The organism is Myxococcales bacterium, assembly GCA_016703425.1.
In the GTDB taxonomy this organism is placed as follows: domain Bacteria; phylum Myxococcota_A; class Polyangia; order Polyangiales; family Polyangiaceae; genus JADJCA01.
Genome location: JADJCA010000008.1, coordinates 1 through 25,819, shown reverse-complemented (window position 1 = coordinate 25,819; position 25,819 = coordinate 1). Strand labels below are relative to the sequence as shown.

General features: G+C 69.3%; 24 protein-coding genes. 17 read left to right on the top strand and 7 right to left on the bottom strand.

The window, feature by feature from the left end:
• Nucleotides 1–36 precede the first annotated feature (36 nt).
• Nucleotides 37–1,500, bottom strand: a complete 1,464-nt coding sequence (locus tag IPG50_15105; protein ID MBK6693516.1) for a DUF4388 domain-containing protein — start codon at nt 1,498–1,500, stop codon at nt 37–39.
• A 172-nt stretch (nt 1,501–1,672) separates the two neighbouring features.
• Here IPG50_15105 and IPG50_15100 point away from each other — a divergent pair, with 172 nt between their 5' ends.
• Nucleotides 1,673–2,974 (top strand): hypothetical protein, encoded by a 1,302-nt coding sequence (locus IPG50_15100; GenBank protein MBK6693515.1) that lies wholly within the window; start codon nt 1,673–1,675, stop codon nt 2,972–2,974.
• A gap of 16 nt (nt 2,975–2,990) precedes the next feature.
• A complete protein-coding gene (locus tag IPG50_15095; GenBank protein ID MBK6693514.1) occupies nt 2,991–3,743 on the top strand; it encodes an SDR family NAD(P)-dependent oxidoreductase in 753 nt (250 codons plus the stop codon).
• Here IPG50_15095 and IPG50_15090 read toward each other — a convergent pair.
• Nucleotides 3,740–4,438, bottom strand: a complete 699-nt coding sequence (locus tag IPG50_15090) for a hypothetical protein (GenBank protein MBK6693513.1) — start codon at nt 4,436–4,438, stop codon at nt 3,740–3,742. The genes IPG50_15095 and IPG50_15090 overlap by 4 nt on opposite strands.
• 120 nt (nt 4,439–4,558) lie before the next feature.
• Here IPG50_15090 and IPG50_15085 point away from each other — a divergent pair, with 120 nt between their 5' ends.
• From IPG50_15085 to IPG50_15065, 5 genes are all read left to right on the top strand, one after another.
• Complete coding sequence (locus IPG50_15085; protein ID MBK6693512.1) at nt 4,559–5,320, top strand: hypothetical protein; 762 nt, start codon at nt 4,559–4,561, stop codon at nt 5,318–5,320.
• A gap of 9 nt (nt 5,321–5,329) precedes the next feature.
• Complete coding sequence (locus IPG50_15080; protein MBK6693511.1) at nt 5,330–6,562, top strand: branched-chain amino acid ABC transporter permease; 1,233 nt, start codon at nt 5,330–5,332, stop codon at nt 6,560–6,562.
• Nucleotides 6,559–7,338 carry an ABC transporter ATP-binding protein gene (locus tag IPG50_15075; protein MBK6693510.1) on the top strand — a complete coding sequence of 260 codons (780 nt, stop codon included), beginning with the start codon at nt 6,559–6,561 and terminating at the stop codon, nt 7,336–7,338. Before IPG50_15080 ends, IPG50_15075 begins: the two co-directional genes overlap by 4 nt.
• Nucleotides 7,335–8,093: an ABC transporter ATP-binding protein gene (locus IPG50_15070; protein ID MBK6693509.1), complete on the top strand. Its 759-nt coding sequence runs from the start codon at nt 7,335–7,337 to the stop codon at nt 8,091–8,093. Before IPG50_15075 ends, IPG50_15070 begins: the two co-directional genes overlap by 4 nt.
• Before the next feature lie 69 nt (nt 8,094–8,162).
• Complete coding sequence (locus IPG50_15065; protein ID MBK6693508.1) at nt 8,163–8,762, top strand: DUF4920 domain-containing protein; 600 nt, start codon at nt 8,163–8,165, stop codon at nt 8,760–8,762.
• A gap of 152 nt (nt 8,763–8,914) precedes the next feature.
• Here the strand turns inward: IPG50_15065 and IPG50_15060 are convergent, their stop codons facing one another.
• Nucleotides 8,915–9,928 (bottom strand): hypothetical protein, encoded by a 1,014-nt coding sequence (locus IPG50_15060; GenBank protein MBK6693507.1) that lies wholly within the window; start codon nt 9,926–9,928, stop codon nt 8,915–8,917.
• 141 nt (nt 9,929–10,069) lie between these two features.
• On the opposite strand from IPG50_15060, the gene IPG50_15055 reads away from it, so the two are divergent.
• From IPG50_15055 to IPG50_15045, 3 genes are all read left to right on the top strand, one after another.
• Nucleotides 10,070–10,987, top strand: a complete 918-nt coding sequence (locus IPG50_15055) for a TIGR01777 family protein (protein MBK6693506.1) — start codon at nt 10,070–10,072, stop codon at nt 10,985–10,987.
• A gap of 115 nt (nt 10,988–11,102) precedes the next feature.
• A complete protein-coding gene (locus IPG50_15050) occupies nt 11,103–11,474 on the top strand; it encodes a nuclear transport factor 2 family protein (GenBank protein ID MBK6693505.1) in 372 nt (123 codons plus the stop codon).
• A 99-nt stretch (nt 11,475–11,573) separates the two neighbouring features.
• Nucleotides 11,574–12,614 carry a hypothetical protein gene (locus IPG50_15045; protein ID MBK6693504.1) on the top strand — a complete coding sequence of 347 codons (1,041 nt, stop codon included), beginning with the start codon at nt 11,574–11,576 and terminating at the stop codon, nt 12,612–12,614.
• 385 nt (nt 12,615–12,999) lie between these two features.
• Here IPG50_15045 and IPG50_15040 read toward each other — a convergent pair whose 3' ends face one another.
• Nucleotides 13,000–14,838 (bottom strand): HEAT repeat domain-containing protein, encoded by a 1,839-nt coding sequence (locus tag IPG50_15040; GenBank protein ID MBK6693503.1) that lies wholly within the window; start codon nt 14,836–14,838, stop codon nt 13,000–13,002.
• A gap of 70 nt (nt 14,839–14,908) precedes the next feature.
• Nucleotides 14,909–15,718: a CDP-diacylglycerol--serine O-phosphatidyltransferase gene (gene pssA, locus IPG50_15035; GenBank protein ID MBK6693502.1), complete on the bottom strand. Its 810-nt coding sequence runs from the start codon at nt 15,716–15,718 to the stop codon at nt 14,909–14,911.
• A gap of 131 nt (nt 15,719–15,849) precedes the next feature.
• On the opposite strand from pssA, the gene ybgF reads away from it, so the two are divergent.
• The 3 genes from ybgF to IPG50_15020 all read left to right on the top strand — a co-directional run bounded on the left by ybgF (nt 15,850) and on the right by IPG50_15020 (nt 20,290).
• Nucleotides 15,850–16,800, top strand: a complete 951-nt coding sequence (gene ybgF, locus IPG50_15030) for a tol-pal system protein YbgF (GenBank protein ID MBK6693501.1) — start codon at nt 15,850–15,852, stop codon at nt 16,798–16,800.
• A complete protein-coding gene (locus IPG50_15025) occupies nt 16,797–18,107 on the top strand; it encodes a LysM peptidoglycan-binding domain-containing protein (protein ID MBK6693500.1) in 1,311 nt (436 codons plus the stop codon). Before ybgF ends, IPG50_15025 begins: the two co-directional genes overlap by 4 nt.
• Before the next feature lie 107 nt (nt 18,108–18,214).
• Nucleotides 18,215–20,290, top strand: a complete 2,076-nt coding sequence (locus IPG50_15020) for an aconitate hydratase (protein ID MBK6693499.1) — start codon at nt 18,215–18,217, stop codon at nt 20,288–20,290.
• A gap of 24 nt (nt 20,291–20,314) precedes the next feature.
• On the opposite strand, the gene IPG50_15015 is transcribed toward IPG50_15020, so the two are convergent.
• Nucleotides 20,315–21,055, bottom strand: a complete 741-nt coding sequence (locus IPG50_15015; GenBank protein MBK6693498.1) for an FAD-dependent oxidoreductase — start codon at nt 21,053–21,055, stop codon at nt 20,315–20,317.
• Between the two features lie 93 nt (nt 21,056–21,148).
• The gene (locus IPG50_15010) at nt 21,149–21,856 is read right to left on the bottom strand and encodes a hypothetical protein (protein ID MBK6693497.1); all 708 of its coding nucleotides are present in this window, start codon (nt 21,854–21,856) and stop codon (nt 21,149–21,151) included.
• Between the two features lie 89 nt (nt 21,857–21,945).
• Between IPG50_15010 and IPG50_15005 the strand changes: the two genes are divergently transcribed.
• Genes IPG50_15005 through hemC form a run of 4 tightly spaced genes read left to right on the top strand, consistent with a single transcriptional unit; the run spans nt 21,946 to nt 25,533 of the window.
• On the top strand, nt 21,946–22,347 hold the full coding sequence (locus IPG50_15005) for a hypothetical protein (GenBank protein ID MBK6693496.1): 402 nt from the start codon (nt 21,946–21,948) through the stop codon (nt 22,345–22,347).
• Nucleotides 22,344–23,270 (top strand): cytochrome c biogenesis protein CcsA, encoded by a 927-nt coding sequence (gene ccsA, locus IPG50_15000; GenBank protein ID MBK6693495.1) that lies wholly within the window; start codon nt 22,344–22,346, stop codon nt 23,268–23,270. The genes IPG50_15005 and ccsA overlap by 4 nt, the downstream gene beginning before the upstream one ends.
• Nucleotides 23,267–24,586 (top strand): glutamyl-tRNA reductase, encoded by a 1,320-nt coding sequence (locus tag IPG50_14995; protein MBK6693494.1) that lies wholly within the window; start codon nt 23,267–23,269, stop codon nt 24,584–24,586. The genes ccsA and IPG50_14995 overlap by 4 nt, the downstream gene beginning before the upstream one ends.
• A gap of 8 nt (nt 24,587–24,594) precedes the next feature.
• Nucleotides 24,595–25,533 (top strand): hydroxymethylbilane synthase, encoded by a 939-nt coding sequence (gene hemC / locus IPG50_14990; protein ID MBK6693493.1) that lies wholly within the window; start codon nt 24,595–24,597, stop codon nt 25,531–25,533.
• The last annotated feature ends 286 nt before the right edge of the window (nt 25,534–25,819 follow it).

Genomic DNA, 25,819 nt, shown 5'->3' with positions numbered 1-25,819 from the left:
ACCAGCGGACGATCCGGTCCCATTTACGATCCGGTCCTACTTGCGCAGAAGCAGCCGGAGTCGCCTTTGGGCGTCGAGTTGATTCGGATCGAGCTTCACGGCGTGGGAGAACGCGCGTTTCGCCATCGCCTCGTTCTTCTCGGCGAGCGCCATCTCGCCGAGAACGAAATACGCAAACGCCGAGTTCGGGTCGGCCTTGACCGCCACCGACGTGAGTCGCTTGAGCTCCGCGCGTGCGGCGTCGGCGTCGGCCGGCCCCGCGAGGTAGCCAGCCCACCGCGCGTAGAGCTCGTACTCAATCGAGTCAGGCATCAGATCGTGCGCGCGTTCGAGCTCGCCGAGCGCAAGCTGGTGGCGCCCCGCACCAAGGTGCTGCTTCCCTCGCTGAAACTCCTGCTCCGCGAGCAAGCGGCGTTCGTGCTCCGTCGGCGCGGCCTTCACGTCGGTCGGATCGGCCTTCGGTATCGCTGCGGTCACTTGCTTGCGCGCGAGCTCGCGAGATTGGCGCAGCATGGCAAGGGCGCGATCGGCGCGCTCCTTGGCGACCTCCTTGGACACGCGCGCCGTCGAGGGTTCGGCGGGCGGCGCTGGCGCGGGCTTGGCCGCGGCCTTGTAAGGAACGAACTGGAGCGGCGTAGCCACAGCGCTGCGGTGCACGCCGTCGCTCGGGGGAGCGCTTGGGAGAGGCGAGCTCTTCACGGGGCTCGGCGGCGGCGCCACACGGATCTCCTGCGCCGGAGTGGGCGCGGTGATCGCCGGAGGAGCATGCCCTTGCGGCGCTTCCGGTGGCAGCTCGGAGCTCAATTGAATGGCCCGAGCGGTGAGCAGGGCCGTCAAGAGCGCGGGCACGTCGGCCTCCACCTCGCGGGCCGATTCCAAGAGGTCCTTGAACGAGCGGGTGCCGTCGATGCTGGCGAGAAACTCCGTTTCCTCCGGCGTCGTCGAGAAGCGTTGCGCGATGCGTTCCGGGGCCTGGCTCAGCGTGACGAAGCGGCTCGACGCGACGCCATCGAGCGTGCGCTTCTTCCGTTCGTCGGGGACCCAGCGGCAGGCCTCGAGGATGAGAGCCTCCAAGACCAGGGGAAAGCGAACGTCGGTCTCCGCTTGCCCCGTCGATTCGCGAAAGACAAACTCGTGCGCTTCGCGCTGCAACGTTCGCACGACCTTCCACTTGACCTGATCGGCGAGCGCGCCTTGCACCTCAGCGGCATTGAGGTACCCGAGCTCCACGGCGACCTCTCCGAAGCGGAGCTGCTCGTTATCGAAGAGCGCGCTGGTCATCCGCTCGATGACAGACATGTATTGCTCTTGCGTGAGCTTCCGCTGCCGCACCAGCATGCGGCCCAGCGTCTCGCCGATGGACTCCTCTTCCGCGAAGACGAGCTGTCCTCGCAACAGGTAGAGGAACGTTCGCACGCCGTCGGCACGGACCTCCAGGACGCCTGAGCGGCCTTCGTGCCGCAGCGTCAACAGTGTGTAGGCGAGCGTGCTTCGGTCCATCGTGGACCCTTGCAGCTTAGCCGTGCCGCGCCGTTCGCGACACGCGGAGTTGCGCTCGCGGCATCCCAGATCGGCGTCCCCCGTGAGGTCGCCTGTCCACCCACCGCCGTGTCGCCCGCGGAAGCGCGAAACTCATGTTCGCGGGTTGGGCCTGGTAACATCCGAGTCCGCCATGCGCCGCATCCTTATCGGGCTCCTCTTCGTTCCGTTCCTCGTGAGTGCCTACGCCTGCAGCGACGGGGGCAGCGGCAGCACAATCGCGCCCGTTGGTGAGGGCGGCAGCGACGCTGCTAGCGAAGGCTCCGTCGTTGCGCCCCCGAGCGACGCTTCGTCGAGCGGCGAGGTGGGGCCTCCGCCTCCCCTCACGGTCACGCGGCTCGGCGCGGGAACGGCGCACGCGTGTGCCGTGCGCTCCGACAAGAGCGTCGCCTGTTGGGGCGACAACGGCACCTACCAGTTGGGCGTCGTCGACGCCGGCGGCGCGACCGGCGCCGTCTCAGCGCTCACGTTGACGGGGCCGCTCACCGGCGCCGTGTCGTTGCTTGGGACCTTTGCGTCGAGCTGCGCGCTCCTCGATACGGCGCAGCTCGTGTGCTGGGGCTCCAATACGCAAGGTCTCCTCGGCAACCTGGCGGCGGGGCAAACCGCCGTTCCAACGCTCGTGGGTACGCTCACCGACGTGGTCGCTATCACCGGCGGCTCGAAACACGCGTGCCTCTTGCGAAAGGGCGGCAAGGCCTTCTGCTGGGGCAACAACGACGACGAGCAGCTCGGCAGCGGCATTCCCGGCGCAGGCAATTCGGGCGCGCCGGCACCGGTGGAAGCGCCCACGGGCCTCAAGTTCATCGGCTCTGGAGCTGCGTCGTTCCACACGTGCGCCATCCGCGACGACGACCAAGTCGTGTGCTGGGGTCGCAACAACAAGACGGGCCAACTCGGCGCCCCGACCTTCGACGAGGTCCGCTCGGCGCTTCCGCTCCTCGTCGACAACGTCCAGGACGCCATTCGCGTCGCCACCGGTCTCGATCACAGCTGCGCCATTCGCAAGGGCGGGACCGTTCGGTGCTGGGGCGCCAACGATTATGGACAAGTCGGCTTCGGGACTCCGGCGCCGCTCGCGGTGGAGAAGATCGCCCAAGATGTTCCCGGCGTGACCGACGCCGTCGCGCTCGCGCTCGGTGCGCGAACGTCGTGTGTCGTCCGGCAATCGGGCAAAGTGTCGTGCTGGGGCTTCGGCGGCTCGGGCTCGCTGGGCGCCGGCGCCCTCGACGGCGGCGATACGCAAAAGTCACCGGTCGACGTCGCAGGGATCACCGACGCGGCGGACATCGCATCCGGTAGCGGATTTTCCTGCGTCGTTCGCTCGAACGGCAAGGTCGCTTGTTGGGGCGCGCGCGACAAGGGACAACTCGGCGCGCCGAACGCCGACGGCGGACTCTTCTCCAACGTGCCCGTCGACGTCGTCGGACTCTGACTCTAAGAGTCCTACTGTGGGCAGTCGAACCGTCCTCATCACGGGAGCGTCGAGCGGCATCGGCGAAGCGCTGGCGCTTGAATACGCGAGGTCTGGCGCGCGCCTCGCGCTCCTGGCGCGGCGCAAAGAAGAGCTGGAGCGCGTCGCCCAAGGCGTCCTTGCGCAAGGTGGCACGGCGCACGTTTATCCCGTCGACGTGACCGACGTCTCGGCCGTCGAGGACGCCGTGCAGCGCGCCGATCGAGACCTTGGCTCGCTCGACCTCGTCATCGCCAACGCGGGCATGTCAAAGCCCGTGGCGGCGCCGCTCCTCACGGTGAAGACGTGCACCGACATCGTCGACGTGAACGTGCGCGGCGCCCTCGCGACGCTGACCGCTGCGATTCCTTCCATGGTGGCGGCGCGGCGCGGTCACCTTGTCGGCGTCACGAGCCTCGCGGGGCTGCGAGGCATGCCCGGCTTCGGTCCCTACTCGGCCACGAAGGCTGCGCTCTCCACGTTCCTCGAAACGTTGCGCGTCGAGCTCCGTCCCCTCGGCATTCGCGTCACCGACGTGATGCCCGGCTTCGTCGAGACGCCGCTCGTGCCTAAGGACCTCTTTACGCCGTTCATGTGGCCCGTCGCGCGCGCGGCCCGGCACGTGAAGAACAAGCTTGAACGCGGGCCCGCCGTCGTGGCGTTCCCGATGCCGCTCGTCTCCCTCATGTCAGTCGCCTCGGCGTTGCCGCGTTTTCTCTACGATCCGATCATGCGCGCGGTGGTTCGTTAGGGCGAACGTTCGCGCTGGGTCGCACGCGCGCAGGCCCGGGCGAGCTCGTCGAGTCGCTCGGCCGAGAGCCTCGCTTCGTCGAAGGCGCGGCCCTCGCTCTCGAAGCGGCGCTCGGAGAGGACGACGAGGGCGCGGCGCATCGCCTCCCAGTGGGCGTCATCGCAGGCGAGCGTGATTCGGTTCACGCGCAGCCAGACGAGAGCCGCGGCGTCACATTGGAGCTCCGTTTCGGCGCGCTCTTCGAAAGGGCCGTGGTTGTGAAAGTGGGCCCAGTCGTGAAGGCCCCATACGAGGGCTGTCAGCCGGTCAGCGGCGAGCTCGAAGACCGTGTCGGGCGGCACCTGGTGCGCGAAGAGCTCGTCGGTCGCGTCGTCGATGGCGTAGGGCGCGAGGATCCACTCGCGCTCGCACTCGTGTCCTTGCGCGCCAGCCGCGCAAAGCCGCGGGATGTGGAGCGCCGCCAGCTCGCGCGGAAGAAACGGCGCGGCGTCGTCCTTGCGAAACACGAACGCCATGGCGTCGGGGTTCTTGCCGTCGATGGCCTCACCGGGCGCGAGCGGACCGGGTGGCTTGCGAAGCGTTAGCGTCGTGCTCTGGCACCAACCGAACGCGTCCCAAACGGCAGGAGCCGTGAGGCAGGGGAGGGGAGGCGTGGAGAGCCTCAGACGTTCGAAGCGTGGGAAGGCGGGATGCAAAGCGGTGGAGGGAAGGGGCTGCCGCGACGTGGCTGTGGCATGGAAAGGGCATGAAACGGGCGGAAAGACCCGCAGGGATCTCTTGCATCGGCGCGGGACCGGTGCAAGGTAGTCGCCCGCGTGCAGAAGCCCCCGCCCAAGAAGGACGTCTTGACCGTTCTGCTCGACCGCTCGACGGTGTTCATCCACCTCGATCCGCGCTCCGAGACGGTCATCGTTCCGCCGGGCTTCAAGAAGGAGCCGCGGCTCGTCCTGCAGATCGGTCATACCATGGCCGTCCCCATTCCCGACCTCACCGTGAACGAGGAAGGCTGGAGCGGCACGCTGAGCTTCCGCAAGGTGCCGTTTCGCTGCGTCGTCCCGTGGAGCGCGGTCTTTGCCATGGTCGGCGAAGACGGCCGATGGCTCGTGTGGCCCGAAGACGTGCCGCCGGAGCTCGAGAAGCCGAAGCCCACGTTGTCGGTGGCGCCGGCCCCGGCGCCCGACGCGGCGCCCAACGAGAAGCTCGAGAAGGTCGGCGCGCCTGGGCCGAGCCCCCTTCGTGTTGCGCCGGCCCCCGCGCCGGTCGCCGTCGTTGCGGTCCCTGCCGTCGAGGCGCGCCAAGACAAGGACGAAGCCAAGAAGGCGAAGTCCAAGGCCAAGCGCGCAAAGAAGAAGGGCGAACGTCCCGCCCTTAAGGCCGCCAACATCGCGACCGACGCAGCCTCCGCTGGCGCTGACGCCGCGCAGCCTCCGGGCCGGGGCGAGCCAGAAAAGGCGCCCGACGGCCCTCGGCCCGTCACACCGGCGGTGACCCCGCTCGGACGCGGACCAGCAACCGACAGCTCGCGTCCTCCCAAGCCGAAGCGCGAGTTGCCCCACTACATTCGCGTCATCAAATAAGCGGAAGCGATGCTCTTTCGTCCGCGTCGCTTGGCTGTGGCGGTGGCCTTCCTGGCGGTCGTCGTGCTGCTCGACTTCGTGCTCGAGCGCGCCATCCCCGACAGCTCGATCCGTCAGCTCTTAATGCTCGCGGCGTGCAACATCGTCGTCGCCCTGTCGCTCAACATCATCAACGGCATGGCGGGCCAGTTCTCCATCGGGCACGCGGGCTTCTTGCTCCTCGGCGCGTACACGTCGGCCATCGTTTCGTCGCACCTGCACTACGCGATGGGCGCCGGCGACGTGACCTTCGCGCGCTCCTTTGTCATCGTCCCGTTAGGCCTCCTCGCCTCGGGGCTCGTCGCCGCCCTCTTCGGCTTTCTCGTGGGCCTTCCGAGCCTTCGGCTCAAGGGCGACTACTTGGCCATCGTGACGTTGGGCTTCGCGGAGATCTTGCGCCTCGTCATCCAGACGGCGAGTGCGTCGGGGCGCGAGACCGTCGCCGCAGCGTGGGGTCACGTCGGCAAAGACGGTGTGGTGGGGCCCTTCTTCCACGCCATCGCCGTCATGATCGCGAACCTCGAGGGCCCGCGCGGCTACGCCGGGCCGAACGCCACGACGGGGTTGCCGCTCTACGCGGGGCCCTTCTGGATCTTCGGCCTCGCGGGGCTCGCCGCGGTCTTGGCGTGGCGCATCAAGTTTTCCGGTTGGGGCCGGGCGCTGCGCGCGCTCCGCGAAGACGAGATCGCGGCGGCCGCCGTCGGCGTCGACCCGACGCGGTACAAGGTCATGTCGTTCGTGGTGTCGGCGGCCGCTGGCGGCGTCGCCGGCGGCATGATGGCGCAGATGCGCGACGGCGCGCCCATCGTGCAGCCCGAGAGCTTCGGCTTTCAGGCGTCCTTCGACGCCATCACCATGGTGATCCTCGGCGGCTCGGGCAGCGTCACCGGCGCCATGCTCGGGGGCATCTTCGTGACCTTCAGCGTCAAGGCCATCGAGCTGGCGCAAGGCACCGCGGCGGTCCAGTCGCTCCGCACGCAGTTTCCCGCGCTCGATCTGAACGCCCTTCGCATGATGCTCTACGCGGCGCTCCTCATTGCGCTCATGGTGCTTCGTCCCGAGGGCTTGCTGGGCGAGCGTGAGCTCTTCGCCAAGAAGAAGACCAAGGGCGGCCCCCCAAGCGCCTCGCCCGGCGGCGCCGGCGGCGCACCCGAGCAAGGTGCAAGGGCCGAGGTGATCGCGGCGAGCGAGGTCTCGTCGTGACGCTCGAGCTTCGCGGCGTCTCGAAGAGCTTCGGCGGCCTCCGCGCCGTCAGCGATGTCTCGTTCACGGTGCCGGCGCGCGCGATCTTCGGCCTCATCGGCCCCAACGGCGCGGGCAAGACCACCGTCTTCAATCTGGTCACCGGCGTCTACCAGCCGGATCACGGCACGATTCGTTTTGCCGGGACCGACCTCGTGGGGCGCAAGCCCGCCGACATCGCGGGTGTCGGCGTCGCGCGGACGTTCCAGAACATCCGGCTCTTCGGTCAGCTCACGGTCTTGGAGAACCTCCTCGTGGCGTGCGAGCTGTCGCGCAAGGCGAACCTCGCGTCGGCGATCTTGCGAACGCGGGCCCACTACGACGATGACGCGCGTCTGGCCAAGCGCGCCATGGAGCTCCTCGAGGTCTTCGGCCTCGCGGACATCGCCGACGACGATCCCACGAGCCTCTCGTACGGCAATCAGCGCCGCCTCGAGATCGCTCGAGCGATGATGCTCTCGCCGAAGCTGCTCCTCCTCGACGAGCCGGCCGCCGGCATGAACTACGGCGAAGCCGAGGGGCTCAAGAAGCAGATCCGCTGGCTCCGCGACACCTTCGACCTCACGGTGGTGCTGGTCGAGCACAACATGCAGGTCGTCATGGGCGTCTGCGAGCGTATCCATGTGCTCGACCACGGCGAGACCATCGCCCACGGCACGGCCCAAGAGGTGCGCACGCATCCCAAGGTCCTCGCCGCGTACCTCGGCGAAGGCGCTGAGACGGAAGAGGCCTCGTGAAGACGACGCACCCGAAGCGCGCACCTATCTCGCTCGCCGATGGCGTGCCGCTTCTTCAGCTCGAAGACGTTCGCGTCCACTACGGCGGCGTCAAGGCCATCAAGGGCGTGTCGATGACCGTCGCCGCCGGTGAGATCGTGGCGCTCATCGGCGCCAACGGCGCCGGCAAGACCACGACGCTCAAGTCCATCGTGCGGCTCTTGCCGCTCGCCGGCGGAGCGATTCGCTTCGCGGGACGCGACCTCGCCGCGGTGGCGACGGAGGACACCGTGGAGTTGGGCGTCTCCCTCGTGCCCGAGGGCCGCGCCATCTTCCCGAACCTCACGGTGAAGGAGAACCTCGAGCTCGGCGCGTACCTGCACAAGGACAAGGTCGCCATGGCCGAGTCGATGGCCGACATCGCCGAGCTATTTCCGCGCATCAAGGAGCGGCTCACGCAAGAGGCGGGGACGCTCTCGGGCGGTGAGCAGCAGATGCTCGCCATCGGGCGTGCGCTGATGGCGCGACCCACGTTGCTCTTGCTCGACGAGCCTTCGCTTGGCATCGCGCCGAAGCTCGCGGGGCAAATCTTCGACGCGATTCGCGCCATCGCCGCCGCCGGCGTGACCGTGCTGCTCGTGGAGCAGAACACGCGCATGGCGCTCGCGGTAAGCCAACGCGCCTACGTCCTTCGCACGGGCGAGGTGGCCATGAGCGGCGCCTCCGCCGACCTCGCGAAGAACGCGGAGATTCAGGCCGCGTATTTGGGCGGCTGAGCAAAGGAAGAGTCTCCCTCGAACCACCGCGCTTCGCGGCGCGGGGGCGCGTGCTATATCGAGGGACCGATGCGGCGATTGTCGTTGGCCCTCGTGTCTGCCGTTCTTGGCGTTATGACCTGCGCCAGTTTTGCCTGCTCGAAGAGCGAAGCGCTTCTGCCGCCCGCAGAAGAGCGGAGCGAGGCGCCGGGAGCGCAAACAGGCGCCGCGCTCAAGCCAGGTGCCACGCCCGCGGCCCAAACCTTTGCTTGCGCGAAGTCGGCGAGCGCCAAACGCTACGGCGCCAAGCTCGAGGGTGGCGCCGCGGTCGCGTCGCTCGCCGCCGTGATGGAGGACCCCGACAAGTTCGCCGACAAGGCGATGCGCATCGAGGGAACGGTTCGCGCGGCGTGCACCCGCAAGGGCTGCTGGATGGAGCTCGCGAAGGGCGCTGACCGCGAAGCGAGCGGTGCGCGTGTCACCTTCAAGGACTACGGCTTCTTCGTCCCCACGAACTCGGCCGGCAAGGTCGCGTGCGTCGAGGGTGTGCTCTCGTCGCGCCGCGTGGCCCCCGAAGAGGTGGCTCACCTCGAGTCCGAGGGCGCGCGGTTCGCGAAGAAGATGCCCGACGGCAGCGCCCGCGAAGTGCGCATCGTCGCGACGGGCGTCGAGATGTGGGACCCGAGCTAAATCGCCGGGCGCTCACGCCCGGCTGATTTAGTTGCGTTGGGGGGCCCGCCCCCCGCCGCCCCCCCCGCCCCCCCCCCCCCCCCCCCCCCGGCGGCGGGCGGCGCGCCCCCCCGCCCGCCCCGCGGGCGCACTTAGGTCCCTGCGCGCGCGCGCTACTTCGCGAGGACGCCCTTGCAGCCGTGAGCCACGGCGTCGGCTGCGCGATCGCGCGTGCGGCCGGTGAGGCCTCGCGCCGCCGGGCCCGCGAGGGCCTTGCAGGTCTTGACCAGCTGCTTCGTTTCTCCGGCGTAGGGCTCCACGCCGCCGACGATGAGGGCCGCTGCCGTGGGCGTCTGCGCGAGCGCGGTCTCCATCGCAGGGTCGAGCTCCCGGGAGCATCGCTTGATCGCGACCGACAAGGGCACCGCGAGCCCGCCCTGCGTGGGCGGCGGACGATTCCTGAACGCGCGCGCCCACACCTCGGCGAGGCGCGGGCAGGGCATTGCGTCGCTCTTTCCGGCGCCCGCGAGGAGCCCCGGTTCGGCGCTATCGGCGAGCCACGCCATCGTCTTCGCGTCGAGCGTGGCCAGACGTACCACCGAGTCGACACACGCCGGGTCGTCGCGCGATTCGGCCGCGGCGGCGAGGAGCGCGCCGCGCGCCGCCGCGCTCGCGTCGGGGGAGGCGAGGCCACGGCACATGTTCCCGCGCGTCGTCTTGTCGCGGAGCCGCTGGTCGATGACGTCGGCGGCCGGCGTGCTCGCGAGCATCGCGGCGACCGTGACGCGCGGCTCCTTGGTGCCGGCGGCGACCAGCGCACCCACGAGATCGGCAGAAAAGTCGGCGAGCTTCGCGTCGCCGCGTGCCATCGCCGCGGCGGCAATTTCAGCGCGGATCGGGGACTTGAGGCCGCTCCGCAAGACCTCGGCGCCCCAAGGCGCGCCGCGCTGCACAGCGCTCCAGGCTGCGATGTACGCGTTCAAGTCCATCTCGGCGCGCGTCTCGAGCGCGGTGCGGGCCTTCGGGTTCTTGTCGGCGAGTCGCCCAAGGGCCGCCACCGCCTCCGGCGAGCCGTTGGTCGTCAGGTAGCCGATGTCGCCTTTGGCTTCCGCGTCGGTGACGTCCTTCGGCTTGCACGCGAAGAGCGCGAGCGCACAAAGCGAAACGACGGCCCCCCGGATCTTCATGGACGACCAGCCTAACGTGCGCCGCGTGCCGGCGAGAAGTTCTCGGAGGGCGGCGGCCCTGGGCGTTGCCGTTTGGCGCGCCGGGCCCTATCTCTCCGCGATGACTTCTGGTGGCCCGCTGCCCATCGCTTCGAGGATTCGTTGAAGGTCGTCGTCACCGGTGGAACGGGCTTCGTCGGGCGCGCGCTCGTCGTAGCGCTCGTGGCCCGCGGCGATGAGGTCGTGGTTCTCTCGAGGGGGCACGGCGCCGTGGCCGGAGCGCGTTCGGTTCGCTGGTCGCCCGGTGAGAGGGGCGGATGGGAGAGCGAGCTTGCGGGCGCGCACGCGATCGTTGGCCTGGCGGGGGCCGGGCTCTTCGACGAGCGCTGGACCGAAGCGCGACTCCGCGAGGTTCGCGCGAGCCGCGTCGACGCGACGGCGTTGCTCGCGGCGAGCATCGCCGAGCGCGCGCCGACAACGACATTCGTCAACGCGTCCGCCGTTGGCGCCTACGGGATGCGAAGCGACGACGCGATCTTGGACGAATCGTCACCGCGCGGCGACGACGCGCTCAGTCGCCTCTGCGCCGAGTGGGAGGCGGCGGCGGAGCCCGCCGCGGCGGCCGGCGCCCGTCTCTGCATCGCGCGCCTCGGCATCGTCGTCGGGCGCGGCGGCGGCGCGCTCGAAGCCATGCTGCCGGCGTTCCGTGCTTTCGTCGGTGGTCCCCTCGGCGACGGCCGCCAGTGGCTAAGTTGGGTTCACCTGGCCGACACGGCCCGAGCCCTGATGTTCCTGATCGACAACGAAGCCTGCCGAGGCGTCTTCAACGTGACGGCCCCAGAGCCTGCGACGATGAACGAATTTTCGACGGTCCTCGCGGCGACGCTCCATCGCCCGCGCCTTTTTCGCGTGCCCGGCTTCGCGCTCAAGATGGTCATGGGAGAAGGCCGCGCCGACGCGCTCCTCACGGGCCAGCGCGCCTTGCCGACGCGCCTCCTTAAAGAGGGCTTCACGTTCCGCTTCCCGCGCCTCGAGGCGGCGATGGCCGACGCGTGCGGGCGGCCTGCCCAGAGGGGCTGAGCGAGTCATGCTGGTACGGGGAGACGCCAAACCAACCCGAAGCGCCCGCTGAGCGCTGCGACAAGGCCGAGTCGACGCGCCCCGTCGCTTCCTTCCACGCGGTAGACTCGCCCGCATGAGCGGAGATCCTTCAGAGCTCGTCGCCCTCGCGCGTGCGTGGCTCGACGCGTTCAACGCGCGAGATCTGGAGCGCTTGCTCGCCCTCTACGCCTCCGATGCCGTTCATACGAGCCCGAAGCTCCGCGCGCGCGAGCCCGAAACGAACGGCGAGATTCGTGGCAAGGATGCGCTCCGCGCTTGGTGGGCCGACGCGATGGAGCGGCTCCCCGGCCTTCGCTACGAGGAGCGCTACCTCACAGCGATGGGGCGCCGTGTCGTGATGGAGTACGTGCGAACCAACCCGGGCGACGAACCGCTCTACGTCGCGGAGGTGCTCGTCGCCACCGACGCGGGCATCATCTGCGAGTCGCACGTCTACCATGGCTAAGCCCAGCGCGACCAAGACGCCCAAGCGCCTCACGAGCTCGTTCGCGCCTGGGAGGAGCCGGTCACCGACTTTGCGTCGCGCGCGGCGCTTGCCCCTTCCGTGGACGTCCATGACCTCCTCGTGGCGCGCGGCTACGACGACGCGCTGCATCGCGCGCGGGAGCAAGACCCGTCCTGGGTTCCTTTTTCGCCCGGTCGACGCAACTTCGCTCGCATCGCTGCCGATGTGACGTTCATGACGCTTCCCCGTCGGGTCGTGGCCGGTCGCACGTACCTCACCAGTCGCCGCTGCACGCAGCGGCAGCACCTGCTGCGTCCCGATGCGCGCGTCGAGCAGATCTACCTCTACTGCCTCGCGGAGGCGTGCGAGCGCTACAAGATCACGCTGCATGGCTTCATCGCGATGAGCAACCACCAGCACCTGCTCGTCCGGGACAACCTCGGGAACTACCCCGAGTTCTTCGCCCACTTCCACAAGATGATCGCCAAGGCCCTCAACGCGCACTGGGGTCGCTGGGAAAACCTCTGGGCCACCGAGCAGCCCAACGCCGTCTACCTTGTCGAGGCCCAAGACCGCTTCGACAAGCTCATCTACGTTCTCTGCAACCCCGTCGCTGACAACCTCGTCGAGCGAGTCGCGGAGTGGCCTGGTGCGTCGTCGTTCGGCCAACATCTTCGCGGCACGACGAGGACCATCAAGCGCCCACGCGGCTTCTTCCGGGAGGACGGCCCGATGCCGAAAGAGGTGACCCTTCGCATCGAGCCCATTGACGGCTTCGAGCACCTCGCGGCCAAGGAATGGGCCGACAAGATCGCCGCTGCGGTCCGTGCGGAAGAGGACGCGGCGAAAGCGCGGCGCGCGAAGACGGGGCGACGCGTGCTTGGACGCAAGGCCGTGCTCGGCACGGCGCCGACGAGCAGGCCCCGCACCGTCGAGCCTCGCCGCAAGCTCCGGCCCCATGTGGCATGTCGCAACAAAGAGCGGCGGCGCCAAGAGCTCTCGGCGCTCCGCGGCTTCCGAAAGGCCTACCGCGACGCGCGACTCCGATGGATCGCGGGTGACAGGCGTGGCGTGTTCCCAGAGGGAACCTATCGCTTCGCCGCGTTGGGCGCGCGCTGCCGAGGGGTGGCGCAGAAGTAGACCTGCCTAACCGCGCCCCGCACGGCTCACGCCGATGTCCGAAAGCGCAGTGCGCCCCTCGCGAGCGCGCGCGATGGAACCAAAATGGCTCGCCGTGACGGCAGGGCACGCGCCCCGTTGCCCACGGCGGTCGCACGAGCGTTGCGCGTCGCGTCCAGGAGTTCTGCGCGGCGACTTGGGACGAGATCGCGGCCTGCACCACCCGCGTGCGGCGACCGTACCGTAGCCCCACGGAAATCAACCCAGGTCCGGCCGGCTCACGCGCCGCATTGTGGCAATCTGACGCCCTCTGACGCCCGCGTCGCGAGCGGCGCTCGCCGCCTACCTCAACGTTGCAAGGGGATTCGCTGAAACAGCGCGGCGAGCTCCGTGAAGCTCCCGCGCCTCACACCGCCACACCGCGGCTCGTGAGGATGTCCCGCAGTTGCGCTTGCACGGCGCGCGGCGCGGACGCGAAGGTCGCTTTCGCGAGCTCAATGAACTTAGCGGCCTTCGTGCCCCCGAGCGCGCGCGTCACAGCTTGCCGGTCCTCCGGGCTCCCGTGTTCGAGGACGCCGAGCAAGAGCTCGGCCGCCTCCTGCGTGTCGATGTGCGCGATGGCGTCGAGGGCCGCGGCGCGGACCTCCGACGGCGGCCCGTCGTGGAGGATGCGCGCGAGGGGATCGAAGGCATGAGGAAAGTGAAGCGCCCGGAGCGCGCTCGCCGCCTGCGTCACGAGCTCCGGCGTCCCGTCGGCGATGGCCGCCCGAAGCGTCATGAACGTTCGCTTGAAGAACAACGTCTGAAGCGCTTCGAGCACCGCGAGCTTGACGGCTTCTTCCGGAGACTCGAAGAGGTGCTCGAGCGGCGAGAGCACCGCGTAGACCTGCACGTGCGCCAACCGTTGCGCGAGCGAGGCCAACGCCGCCGTCCGCTCGGGGCCCGCGGCCGGGACGCGCAGCGACGCGAGGCGGGCGAGCATGGCCCGGCGCCGCGTCAGCTCGGGCCACTTCGCGTCGCAGAGCACCGTGGCGCACGCCTCTTCGGCGCTCCCGGCCTCCTCCCACTCGACGACGTCGTCATGCCAAACGGCCGGCAGCTCCGCGGCCCGCGCACCGCGACCGGCGAGCGGACTCTTCTCCACGAGCTCGTCGCCGACGCCCTGGTACCGCTCCGCCACGCGCGCATAGTGCGCCCGCCGCGAATCCTCCAGCGGAAGGTCGCCGAGCTCCCGGTAGAGGCGACCGACGCGTGCGAATTGGCCAACGTCCGCGTAGGCGAGGATCGCGGCGAGCATCGCGTTTTCGGCGATGGCCGGCGAGGAGCCGCGGCCCTTGTGATCTTCAGCGACGAGCTCCCAGAGGCTCCCTTCGTCGAGCGCGTAGTTGCGGCTCGCGGCGCTGAGACCGATGGTGCGCGCGTAGCTGGCCGCTTCTCGCGCCAGCGTCGCCGCGGCGGCGAGCTCGCGCCTCTCGCGCGAGGCGACGATGGCGTCGTCGTAGTGTTGAAGGACGAAGTACTTGAGGTGGTCTTCGCGCAGGATGCGCACCGAGTTCACGTAACCTTCGAGCACGTGTTCGAAGGCGTGCGACTCGTGACCGATCTGCACGAGCACCTGGAAACAGTCGAAGGCGCGCTCCCGCTTGCCCGTCGACTCGAACTCGTCGGCGGCCTCTTCCATCAGGCGCACAGCGGTGACTTGCGCGTCGCGCGCGCCCCTCTGGTCGCCGCCCTTGGCGGCGCAGCGCGCGAGGTTGTACGCGACGAGGCCTCGCAAGTAAGGCTCGGCGCCGCTCTGCTGGAGCACAGTGAAGAGGCGCGCCCAAAGGGCCCGTGCAGCGACGAAGTCGCTGGCGTGCTCCGAGTGGATGGCCGCCGACGCGATTTTTCCGCCGGCCTCGGCGGCGCGTGCGGCCTCCCGAGGCCGGCCTGCGGCGGCGAGCGTGCGGGCTTGCTCGTGCGGTGACGCGCCTTCGGCTAGCGTCAGCGCCGATTGCCAGGAGGCCTTCTCGGCGCCGCCCTTCTCCGCGAGCGCGAGGTACCAGGCCACGGTCAAGGCGTCGCGCGGTCGGCCGAGGTGCGTCAACGCCGCGGCGAGCGGCTTGAGCACGCTCGCGTAGTCGGTCTCCGTGACGTGCGTCTGCTGCGCGGCGTCGAAGAGCAGGCGCGCCGCTTCTTGGTGATCGCCGCGCGCCGTCGCCTTTTGCGCTCGCTCCCTCAGGTAGTGAAGGTCTTCGAGCACGATGGCCGAGGGCTCGGGGGACGCAGAAAGGTGCCGGTCACACTTCTGATCACGGTACCGACCACGCCGCGGATCACGGCACCGGCGGCTGGCTCGGCTCCGCCTCGCGGGTGCGCTTGCGCTTCGGGAACGAGAGCAGCGTCTCGACAAGGCCGATGACGACGTAGAAGGTCAACAGCCAGACGAGCACGAAGGCCGGCTTGGTCTGGAGCGAAATCACGGCGCTCGAGCCGAGGGCGAAGGCCACGAGGGAGAGCGAGCGGGCGTTGATCTTCAGATCCTTGAAGGAGCGGAACTTGATGGTCGAGACCATCAAAAACGCGAGGAAGATCGTCAGCGCGACCATGGCCCATGCGGTGCTGGGACCGAGCAGCACGCCGGGCGCTGCGTGGTGCGCGACGACGAGCGAGATGAGAATGCCAGCGGCCCCGGGCACCGGCAGGCCCATGATGTATTTGCCGGGCTTCGTGGGCTTTCCGTACTCGCCCATGCTGAGGACGTTGAAGCGGGCAAGGCGCACCGCGCCTGCGCCGGCGAACACGAAGGCGACGACGAGCCCGACGTTGCCGGTCTGGTAGAGCGACCACCGGTAGACCAGGAGCGCCGGCGCGACGCCGAAGGAGACGACGTCGGCGAGCGAATCGAGCTGCAGGCCAAAGGCGCTTTGGGTGCGCGTGAGGCGCGCGACGCGGCCGTCGAGCATGTCGAAGAAGAGGGCGAAAACCAGGAGGAGCGCCGCGCGGTAGTAGTCGTCGTCGCCGGTGGAGGTGCCCGAAAGGCGGATCGAGTCGAAGCCGCAGAAGATGCTCGAGAGCGTGATCATGTTCGGAAGAATGAAGAGGGTCTTCCGGAGATCGAGCTTCTTCTTGGTCGGCGGGGCCATCGTGCTCCTAAAAAACGGAAGGCCTGAGGCCCACCGAGGGCACGAATGTGACCCAAAGAGAGCGATCCGTAAAGTCTCCCCACCAATTTGGCCGAAACGCGCCCCCGCCCTTACCCTTCGAGAACGCTCCAATGCGACCGCGTCCTTCATGTCGATTCACGGGCCCCTCAGGGGCCACGGCGCCGGTGGTCGCGCCAGCGGTCGCTGCAGGGATTTTCCTCGCCGTCTCGCTCGCGCTCTCCGCCTGCGGCGGCGAATCCGACGGCGATCGCCGATTCCGCCAAATCCGCGAAGAGCTCTCGCGCGTGCAGTCCGACCGCGACCGCGTGGACCAGCGGCTCATGGCGCTCGAGACCAAGGGCGCGGACGACGGGACGGGTGAGGTTCCGCGCGCCGAAAAGGCTCCTCCTCCTCCTCGCGTGGCTCCCGCGGCGACGCCCGCCCTGCGGGTCGTGCGCATCGGTGCCGACGGTCGCGAGACGCCCGTCGCTGGCGCCGAAGAAGTCGCCGCTCCGCCCGTCGACGACGGCGGCGCGCGGCCCATGCTCCGGGTGACCGGCGGGCGCGGCCCTCGGGGAGCCAAAGCCAGCGCCGATCGCATCGAGCAAACGGCGCCCGAGCCCGAGCTTCCTGAACAAGGCGGCGACGTTGGCGGCGGGGCGCCCCGCATTCGCGAGGGCGCGCCGAGGCCGAGCGCCCTCAACCCGGAAGCGAGGCAAAACTACGACGCCGCGCTCGGCCTCGTTCGCGGCGGAAAGTGCAAAGAGGCGCTCGACGCCTTCGCGGGCTTCTTGCTCCGCTACCCCGACCATCCGAACGCCGACAACGCCATGTATTGGCGCGGCGAGTGTTACGCCAAGATGGGCGATCTGCCGCGCGCCATCGAACAGCTCGAGGGAACGCTCGCCCGCTTTCCCCTCGGCAACAAAGTGCCCGACGCGCTGCTCAAACTCGGCATGGCCCACGAGAAGCTCGGCAACGTAGCCAAGGCCAAAGAGGCGTGGGCGCGCCTCGTGCGCGAGTACCCGCGAAGCGAAGCGACGCAGAGAATTCCGAAGAAGGAAGCCGAAGGGAGACCATGAGACGCTGGCTGCTGTTTTCCCCTATCGCGATCCTCTTTCCTCTGGAGGCGCTCGCGCAGAACGCCCCGGCGCCGGCCCCCGGCGGCGCCACCACGACCACGACCGTCGTGCCGGTCTTTCCCGGGACTGTGGCGCCTCCGCCCCCCGGCCAGGTGCTCGGCGGCGGCAGCATCGAGTCGTCGTCGTCGCGGCCCAAGATGCCCGGCGAACGCGACGGCTTCGACCTCGGCCAAGGCGGCGGCTCCGCGGGAACGGCCTTCGGCAACGACCGGGGGCCCGTGTTCCTCGGCGGCAGCAACGGCGGCTTGCGCATGGGTGGCCGCGTCCCCGACGTTCACGTGGTTCGCAAAGGCGACACGCTCTGGGACCTCTGCGATCACTACTTCCAGAACCCGTACCAGTGGCCTCGCGTGTGGTCCTTCAACGCGCAGCTTCAGAACCCGCACTGGATCTACCCCGGCGACACGGTGCGGCTCCGGCCTAGCGGCCAGTCGCAGCTCGCGAGCTCGGGCACGACCGCGCCTTCGAACAATGGGCCTTCCATCATCGACCGGCGGAGGCAGGTGCCTCCCGACACGTTGTTCCTGCGCGATCAGGGCTTCGTCGACGACCAGGCCGACGAGAACTGGGGTGAGATCAGCGGTTCGCCCGAGGACAAGATGTTCCTCACCGACACCGACGAGGTCTACCTGAGGCTCGACCCCTCGCGCGACATCCGCATCGGCCAAGAGCTCACGGTCTTCCGCTACGCGCGGCCCGTCGCCGGCGGTCGCCTCGTGCAGATTCACGGCACCGTTCGCGTCAACGAGTGGAACCCAAAGACGGGCGTCGCGCGCGCCCTGGTGACCGAGACCCTCGACGTCATCGAGCGCGGCTCACGGGTTGGCCCCGTCGGGCGCCGCTTCACCATCGTGCCTCCGCAGCGCAACGACACCGACGTCGACAGCAAGGTCATCGCGAGCCTCTACCCGCACGTCTTCTACGGGCAGAACCAGCTCGTCTTCATCGACAAGGGCGAAAAGGACGGCCTCAAGCCCGGCAACCGCCTCCAAATCGTGCGCAAGGGCGACGCCTGGGGCGACAGCCTCGCGACGCCCAACGCAGCGACCCGCATCGCCCTCGAGAGCCCGTCGCCGGCGGCCGTGGAGAAGGTGCCCACGCCTCGAAACCGCAAGGCCCTGCCGGACGAGAGCGTGGCCGAGCTGCGCGTGGTCTTTATGCGCGACCACTCGGCGGCGTGCGTCGTCACGCAGAGCTCTCGCGAGATCGAGCCCGGTGACGTGGCCCAGGCGCGCAAGGGGTACTGACGAAGCGCCGGCACGAAGCCGGCACAACGAGCACAACGGGGGCGCCACGTCGGGCGCCTCTGCGACTTGCCGCGGTGACGCTTCCGCGGCAATGAGAGCGGGCTCGCATGGGCGCCTCGCTCTTTCATAAGCTTCTGGACCGCCACTTCGCCGGCGGCTCACGGCACGCGCCGGGTGATGCCATGGTCCGGGTGGACCAGGTGCTCCTCGGCGACGGCGCGGCGTCGCTCGCGCTCCTCGCCCTCGAGAGCTTCGGTGTCGAACGCGTCCGCGTCGAGACGGCGATCACCTACGTCGACGAGGTCACGCTCGCCGACGACGGCCGCGTGGCGGAAGATCACGCGTACCTCTTGGCGGCTTCGCGGCGCATGGGCCTTCGCTACTCGCCGCCGGGCAACGGCGTCGGGCCTTGGCTGCACTTGGAGCGCTTCGCCGAGCCCGGCAAGAGCCTCGTGGGCGCCCACGAGCACACCTCGATGCTCGGCGCCGCGGCGATGCTCGCGTTCGCCGTCGGGAGCTTCGACGCGGCCATGGTGCTGGCCGGTGAGCCGTACGCGCTTCCCGTTCCAAAGGTGTGGCGCTTAAGGCTCACGGGCACGATGCCCGCGTGGGTCTCGGCGACGGACCTCGCCCTCGAGCTCTTGCGTCGCCACGGCGTTCGCGGTCGCGCGGGCTTTGTGCTCGAGGTCGCCGGTGCGGCCGGCGATGCTGCTAGCGATGCTGGCGCCGAGAGCGGCGTCCTCTCGATGTCGGTGCCCGAGCGCGCTGCCTTCGCCGCCATGGTCGCCGAGCTCGGCGTCGTCACCACGCTCTTTCCCGCCGACGCCTCTCTAGAGGCGTGGCTCCTCGCGATGGGGCGCGGGTCTTCTTACGAGAACCTCGCGGCCGACGAAGACGCCGTCTACGACCTCGACGAAGAGCTCGATCTGTCTTCCCTCGAGCCGATGATCGCGAAGCCCCAGAGCCCCGGCAACGTGGTGCCGGTGCGCTTCGCGGAGGGCACCGCCGTCGGGCAAGTCATCGTGGGCGGCCCCGGCATGGCGGGCGCGCACGACCTCGGCCGCGTGACATCGATGGTGCGCGGAGCGTCGGTGGCGCCGGGCGTGAGCTTCGAGCTCAACCCGCAAACGCGTGGTCAGCTCGGCGCGCTCGCCGAGACGGGCGCCCTCTCGTCGCTCATCGAAGCCAACGTGCGCATCGCCGAGCCGGCGCTCTTGGGCTACGCGGGCGTTGGGCAAGCGCCCGCCGCCGGCAAGCCGAGCCTCCGGACGGCCACTCAGAACTACCCCGGCGCGTCGGGCACGAAGGACGATCGCGTCTTCTTGTGCAGCGCCGCCACCGCCGCCATCTCGGCGCTGCGAGGCGTCATCACGCGGCCGAGCGAAGCCGGCAACGACGTGGCTTTTGGCAGCGCGCGCGGCGACGTGCGCACGACTGGCGGCGCCCGCGCGCAGGTCTTCGTCGAGCCCTCCGCCCGTGTCGCCTCGCCCACTTCGGAGCCGCCGCCGAGTCGGTCGCGACGCGGCTCGGCGCCTCCGTCGGCCAAGGGTTCGGCAAAACCCCCGCCAGCCATCGCCAAGGGGCCGAGCATCAAGCCCCTGCCGACGCTCGATGCGATGCCGAAGGGCGGCGAGATGCGCGTCATGCTGAAGCTGCCCGACGACGTGCCGATGCACGAGATCGTTCCCGCCGGCCTCCGCGGCGCTTCCCTTGGCAGCAACGTCGCGGCGCTCGCCGATCTCGCCTTCGAGCGCATCGACGTCACGTACGTGAAGCGCGCGAAGGTCGCCAAAGATCTCGGCGGGCACGTCATCGTCGCGGGGCACAATTTTGGTTACGGCTCGCACCGCGAGCACGCGGCTCTCGCCCTCAGGTCGCTTGGCCTTCGCTTCGTCCTCGCCAAGAGCATCGGTGCGGCGTTTCGGCGCGCCCTCGTCAACGCCGGCGTCGTTTGCCTCACCTTCGTCGACGGCGCCGACTACTTCCCCATCGAGCCCGGCGAGATCCTCGTCTTCACGGACCTCCGGTCTTCGCTCGGGACGGCCAACGACCTGGCGGTCCGAAGGAAGGCGTCGAGCACCTTCCTGACGACGACCGATCTCACGCCGCGCCAAGTGGCCATCGCGCTCGCCGGCGGCGTGCCGAACTGGTTTCAAGCGAGCGTCGCCGCGGAACCGGGCTAAGTCGCCGAGCGGCGGCGAGCGAACTCAGTCGTAACGTTCCGAATGCACGAGCTGTCGCGGCAGACCGAGCTCCGTCTTCAAGAGCTCACGCACCGCGTCGACCATGGGCCGGAGGCCGCAGATGTACACGTGCGGCGGCGTCTCGGAGCCGCCCTTGAGCGCGTCGTAGAGCTCGAGCACGTGAGTCTGCACCCAGCCGCGGCGACCGGTCCACGCGTCGTCGGCCCGGGAAAGCGTGAAGTGTGCACGGAGCGGTGAGTCGCTTTCGGACAGCGCTTCGAGCTCCCGACGAAACAGAATGTCCGACTCCTCGCGGACGCCAAAGAGCAGCGTCGCGGGCACAAGCGAGCCGTGGGCCTTGGCCGACAGCAGCATGCTTCGAAGCGGCGTGAGCCCGGTGCCCGTGCCGACGAGCAAGGAGGGGCTCGCCGAACCGAGGGGCCGCGTGAAAAATCCCTGGGGCCCAACGACCTCGAGCTCTTGGCCGGGCTCGAGCGCAAAGAGGAACGCGGTGCCGGGGCCTCCCTCGACCCGCGTGATGGCCAGCTCGAAGGTAGGCTCGGCGCGCGGCGGCGAGGCGATCGAGTAGGCGCGCCTCAACGCGGAGCCGTCTGCCGCCGCACCTTCCATGATGAGGTTGACCCACTGGCCAGCCTCGAACGTCATGGGGGCACCGTCGGCGCGCTCGAAGAGGAAGTGGGCGACGTTCTTCGTGAGCGGCTGCCGCGACACGAGGCGGGCTCGAAACGTGGGCGGCAGCGCCATGTTGCAACGATAGCGCAGCCCGCTCGCGGGCGCGCGCCGTGTCGTCGGCGGTCGGCGGTGCTCCTGTGAGCCCCGTCTCGTCGCCGCGGCGCTCTACTTTTTTGGCAAGCGCTCGGCCCGGTAGGCGTAGGCCGCCTTGACGCGCGAGTGGCCGCGCAGCCTCGCCTCCATGTGCATCAAGGCGTCGAGCACATCGGCGGTCGCGAGGCGCTCGTGTGGCGCGCGCCCACGCGCCGCCGCAAGGACCGCCTCGATGGCGCCCGTCGCGTCGGGCGGATGAAAAAACGCGCCTGGCAAGAGGGCGATCTCGAGCGGCGTCGCTCGGCCCACGAGGCGACCGTCGAAGAGCCCCTCGCTGCCGCGCAGCGCGAGCAACGTCTCGGGGCGGGGGAGCGGGCGCACAAAGAACGACGCGCCGGACCAGACGTCGCGGAGGACGAGCTCGGCCCGGTGGTCATCGGCTTCCGGTTCGACGACGAAGAGGCCGCGATGGGCGGAGCCGAAGGCCACGAGCCACGGTTCGTATTCGGGGCCGACGACGCCGTGGAGCCGGCCGAGCAACTCGGGGCTCGTGACCGCGCTGTCCCAAAAAGCGGCCATGCGCCCCTCGAAGCCGTCGTCGTCGTCGTCGACCTCGCCGGTGCGGGCCCCAAAGACGCGTCGCGCCTCGCGGATGGCTCCTTCGAAGGTGGCCCGAGACAGCGCCGCGACGATGGCCTCGTAGGCGGCCTCGAAAGGCGTTGCGGCTGGCTGGGAGCCTGGCTGCGAGACGGAACGCGTGGCGGAAGGGAGGAGCGCCATGACCGTTTCCACGCTTATACCGCGGTGGCGCGCGACTGCGGCTATACTCCAGCGTCGCGACTCACGGATCACGGGTCCCTCGGTTCCTCATGGAAAACCGCGTCTTCTTCTCCCAAAAGACACTCGACGACTGGCTCTCGGCGGGGAAGGTCGACCTCCGCGGCAGCGAGCTCACGATCATCGAGCGGGGACGCCGCTACGAGATTTGCGAAGCCCTCTATTTTGCGCGCGAGGTCACCGAAGCCAACGACGCGCACAACGTCGTCGGGCGCGTGAAAGCCAGGGCGCTGCTTGACGGCCAAGGCGCGGAGATCTTCGACACCTCGTGCATCCTCGGCGACAACGCCTACGACGTGGTGCCGGGTTGGCTTGGAGCCCCCATCGGTACCTACGACGAGCATCGGAAGAGCCGAGCGGCGTTCTCCGACGACGAGCCGAGCACCGACGAAGACCTCCTCGCGCGCCTGATCCTCCGGAGCCTCAAGGGATGAACGCCGCGTTCGCAGACTTCCTCTTCGTGACGACCTGCGTCGTCTACACAGTGGCGGCGATCCTCTTTGGACTCCACTTGGCGGGTGCAGACCGCGGGCCGCCGGCGGGGCGCCTGGCTCCGAAGCTCGTCGCCGTCGGCGTCGTGCTCCACGCGTCGCACATCGTCGTGTCGTCGTTGGTGCTCCGCATCTGCCCCGTCGAGGGCATGCACTTCGCCATGAGCGTCGTCTCGATGCTCGCGGGCGCTGTCTACCTCGCGGCCCGCGTGCGGTTTCGCATCGACGTCGTCGGAGCCTTCGTCACACCCGTGGCGCTGACGTTCCTACTGGCGTCGCGCTGGGTCGGCACCGCGGGGCAAGAGCCCTCCAACAAAATCAAGAGCGCCATCTTGCCGCTTCACGTCGCCGTGAACCTCCTCGGCGACGCGCTCTTCCTCTTGGCCTTCGCGGCCGCCGTTACCTACCTGGTGCAAGAGCGGCGCCTCAAGACGAAGCGCCTCGCGGGCCTCTTTCAGCGGCTTCCGCCCCTCGACGCGCTCGACAAGGCCGAACATCGGTTCCTCCTCCTAGGGTTTCCCTTGCTCACGCTCGGCATCCTCACGGGCACGTTGTGGGCGCGCCGGGTGGAGCTCGGATCATCGGCCGACCAATGGCGCGCGGCCTTCGGCTACGCGACGTGGGTCCTCTTTGCCGGCGTGCTCTTTCTCCGCGCCGTTGCCGGCTGGCGCGGTCGCCGGGCCGCGTACGGCACCATCGCGGGCTTTGGTCTCGCGGTCATCGTGCTGGCTCTTTACCTTTGGCGGAGCGTCGCGCCGGCGCCGGTGGCGCTCGAGCCCGGCGCGGCGCGGCCAGTGACGGCGGCGTTGGACCGCGGAGCCGCCATCGCCGAGCGCGAGCGCGAGCTCGACGGTGCGGGCCAATGATCGTCGTCATTGGCGTCTCCCATCGCACGGCGCCGGTGGAGGTTCGCGAGAAGTTCGCGGCGAGCTCCGACGCATTGCCCCAGGTGTTGGCGCGGCTGTCTTCGCGGCAAGAGCTCAGAGAGACGCTCTTTCTGTCGACCTGCAACCGCGTGGAGGTCTTCGCGGCGTCCAAGGCCTTGCCACCCGCCGAGGGCGCCATCCACGAGGTGCTCGCCGAGCGCGCCGGCATCGCCCCGGCCGACATCGCCCCGTACCTCTACCGGCGCGAGGGCAAAGAAGCGGTCCGCCACATCTTCCGCGTCGCCGCGAGCCTCGACTCGATGGTGCTCGGCGAACCGCAGATCTTGGGTCAGGTCAAAGACGCCTTCGAAGCGGCCAACGCCGCCGGAACGCTCGGTAGCTACCTGGGGCGATGCGTCCACCGGGCCTTCGGCGTCGCCAAACGCGTGCGCAGCGAGACGTCGCTCGGCGCCGGCCTTGTCAGCATCTCGAGCGTCGCCATCGATCTCGCCAAGAAGATCTTCGGTGAGCTGGCGGGCCACTCGGTCTTGCTCGTAGGCGCCGGCGAGATGGCCGAGCAAGCGGCCAAGAGCCTCGGCAAGGACGCTAGGGAGATCCGCGTGTGCAATCGGAGCTACGAGCGCGGCACGGCCCTCGCTCAGAGCATCGGTGGGGAGGTCGCCCCGTGGAGCGCCCTCGAGCCGGAGCTCGTTCGCAGCGATGTCGTCATCGTCAGCACCGCGAGCCCCGGTTACGTCATCACCAAAGAAACGCTCAAGCGCGTGATGCGCGTGCGTCGCGGACGTACGCTCTTCGTCATCGACATCAGCGTGCCGCGCAACGTCGAGCCCAACGCCCATACCATCGACAACGTCTTCGTCTTCAACGTCGACGACCTCGAGGGGCAGGTCGCTGAGAACATGAAGCTTCGGCAGAGCGAGGTCTCCGCCGCCGAGGCCATCGTCGAGGAAGAGCTCGCTGACTTCGAAGCGTGGGCCCGCTCGCTCGACGTCCAACCGGCCATCGTGGCGCTCCGCGCGAAGACGCGTGGCATCCTCATGGCCGAGCTTGAGCGGAGCCTCGGTACGCGGCTCAAGCACCTCGGAGAAGGCGAGCGCGCGGCGCTGACGCAAATGGTCGAGAGCGCGACCAACAAGCTGCTGCACGAGCCGACGACGCGTCTCCGCGCTTCGGCGTCGTCGTCGTCGAGCGGCGAGCTGGTGCAGGCGCTCAAACACCTCTTCGAGCTCCCCGACGTCGGACGCCCCGACGAGCCGGCACCCGAGGCCGGCGACGGTCCCGAGCGCATCCACTGAGAGAGTCCATGACGTTGCCCCAAAAGGTTCGTTACGCCACGCGCCGTTCGGCGCTCGCCTTGGCCCAGTGTCGAGCCTTCATCGGCGAGCTCACGCTGGCGAGGCCTGGCCTCGCGGCAATAGAGTTGCAGGTCGTGACGAGCGGCGATCGCATCCAGGATCGGCCGCTCTCCGAGGTGGGAGGCAAGGGGCTGTTCGTCAAGGAGATCGAGGAGGCCCTCCTCGCCGATCGCGCCGACGTCGCCGTCCACTCCATCAAGGACGTGCCGGGCGTCATGCCCGACGGCCTCTCGATCGTTTGCATTCCCAAGCGCGTCGACCCGCGCGACGTGCTGATCGCACCGCGCTTTGGCAGCCTCATGGCGTTGCCCATGGGCGCCAAGGTGGGCACGAGCAGCCTGCGTCGCGCGCTCTCGCTCAAGGCCCGGCGCCCCGATCTCAACATCGTCCCGCTTCGCGGCAACGTCGACACGCGGCTCAAGAAGGTCGAAGGCGGCGAGTACGACGACATCGTCCTCGCGGCAGCGGGCCTCTCGCGACTCGGCCTCTTGCAGCTCGGGCCCGCGCAACTCGAGCCCGGCAAGCACGCTCAATCCGCCTTGGACGTCGACGTGTCACTGCCGGCCGTTGGGCAAGGTGCGCTAGGCATTGAGGCGCGCGCGGGCGACGACGCCATCGCGGAGTTGCTCTTGCCGCTGCACGATCCCGAGACCGCCGTCTGCGTGTGGGCCGAGCGAGGGGTGATGGAGGCCTTGGAGGGCGACTGCAAGACGCCGTTGGCGGCGTACGCGCGACGCGACGGCGCCGCCCTCTTGATGGATGCGTTCGTGGCAGAGCCCGACGGCTCGCGCTTCCGGCGGCTCTCTCGCTCCGTGGCGTGGCCGTCGGAGCGCGACGCCAACGCCTTCGGACGCGAGCTCGGTCTCGCGCTCCGCGCCGAGCAGTAGGACAAGGTCTCTCTCTTCCCGCACTCTGCGCGCCTCACGGATGGAGTAGGGCGCGAGCCTACGAAAATGAGCCTTCCGTGGTGCGAGGCCCTTACGAAGGCGAGTGGCTGACCGTACCGTGATCGAATGCGCATCGCCCCGTTGATGGTTGGACTCGGAGTGCTCCTCGTAGCCCCAGGCGTGTTGGCTGAAGAGCCGGCGTCGAGCGCCGCTCCCCCTTCGGCAGCAACTCCCGCTGCCGGCAGTCCGACGAAGAGCGAGCCTCGGCGCGAGACACGGGCGCGCG

Bases quoted from the DNA above. Each gene is read 5' to 3' on its own strand.
- IPG50_15105 (MBK6693516.1), bottom strand. From the start codon at position 1,500: ATGGACCGAAGCACGCTCGCCTACACACTGTTGACGCTGCGGCACGAA.
- IPG50_15100 (MBK6693515.1), top strand. From the start codon at position 1,673: ATGCGCCGCATCCTTATCGGGCTCCTCTTCGTTCCGTTCCTCGTGAGT.
- IPG50_15080 (MBK6693511.1), top strand. From the start codon at position 5,330: ATGCTCTTTCGTCCGCGTCGCTTGGCTGTGGCGGTGGCCTTCCTGGCG.
- IPG50_15065 (MBK6693508.1), top strand. From the start codon at position 8,163: ATGCGGCGATTGTCGTTGGCCCTCGTGTCTGCCGTTCTTGGCGTTATG.
- IPG50_15060 (MBK6693507.1), bottom strand. From the start codon at position 9,928: ATGAAGATCCGGGGGGCCGTCGTTTCGCTTTGTGCGCTCGCGCTCTTC.
- IPG50_15050 (MBK6693505.1), top strand. From the start codon at position 11,103: ATGAGCGGAGATCCTTCAGAGCTCGTCGCCCTCGCGCGTGCGTGGCTC.
- pssA (MBK6693502.1), bottom strand. From the start codon at position 15,718: ATGGCCCCGCCGACCAAGAAGAAGCTCGATCTCCGGAAGACCCTCTTC.
- ybgF (MBK6693501.1), top strand. From the start codon at position 15,850: ATGCGACCGCGTCCTTCATGTCGATTCACGGGCCCCTCAGGGGCCACG.
- IPG50_15025 (MBK6693500.1), top strand. From the start codon at position 16,797: ATGAGACGCTGGCTGCTGTTTTCCCCTATCGCGATCCTCTTTCCTCTG.
- IPG50_15020 (MBK6693499.1), top strand. From the start codon at position 18,215: ATGGGCGCCTCGCTCTTTCATAAGCTTCTGGACCGCCACTTCGCCGGC.
- IPG50_15015 (MBK6693498.1), bottom strand. From the start codon at position 21,055: ATGGCGCTGCCGCCCACGTTTCGAGCCCGCCTCGTGTCGCGGCAGCCG.
- IPG50_15010 (MBK6693497.1), bottom strand. From the start codon at position 21,856: ATGGCGCTCCTCCCTTCCGCCACGCGTTCCGTCTCGCAGCCAGGCTCC.
- IPG50_15005 (MBK6693496.1), top strand. From the start codon at position 21,946: ATGGAAAACCGCGTCTTCTTCTCCCAAAAGACACTCGACGACTGGCTC.
- ccsA (MBK6693495.1), top strand. From the start codon at position 22,344: ATGAACGCCGCGTTCGCAGACTTCCTCTTCGTGACGACCTGCGTCGTC.
- IPG50_14995 (MBK6693494.1), top strand. From the start codon at position 23,267: ATGATCGTCGTCATTGGCGTCTCCCATCGCACGGCGCCGGTGGAGGTT.
- hemC (MBK6693493.1), top strand. From the start codon at position 24,595: ATGACGTTGCCCCAAAAGGTTCGTTACGCCACGCGCCGTTCGGCGCTC.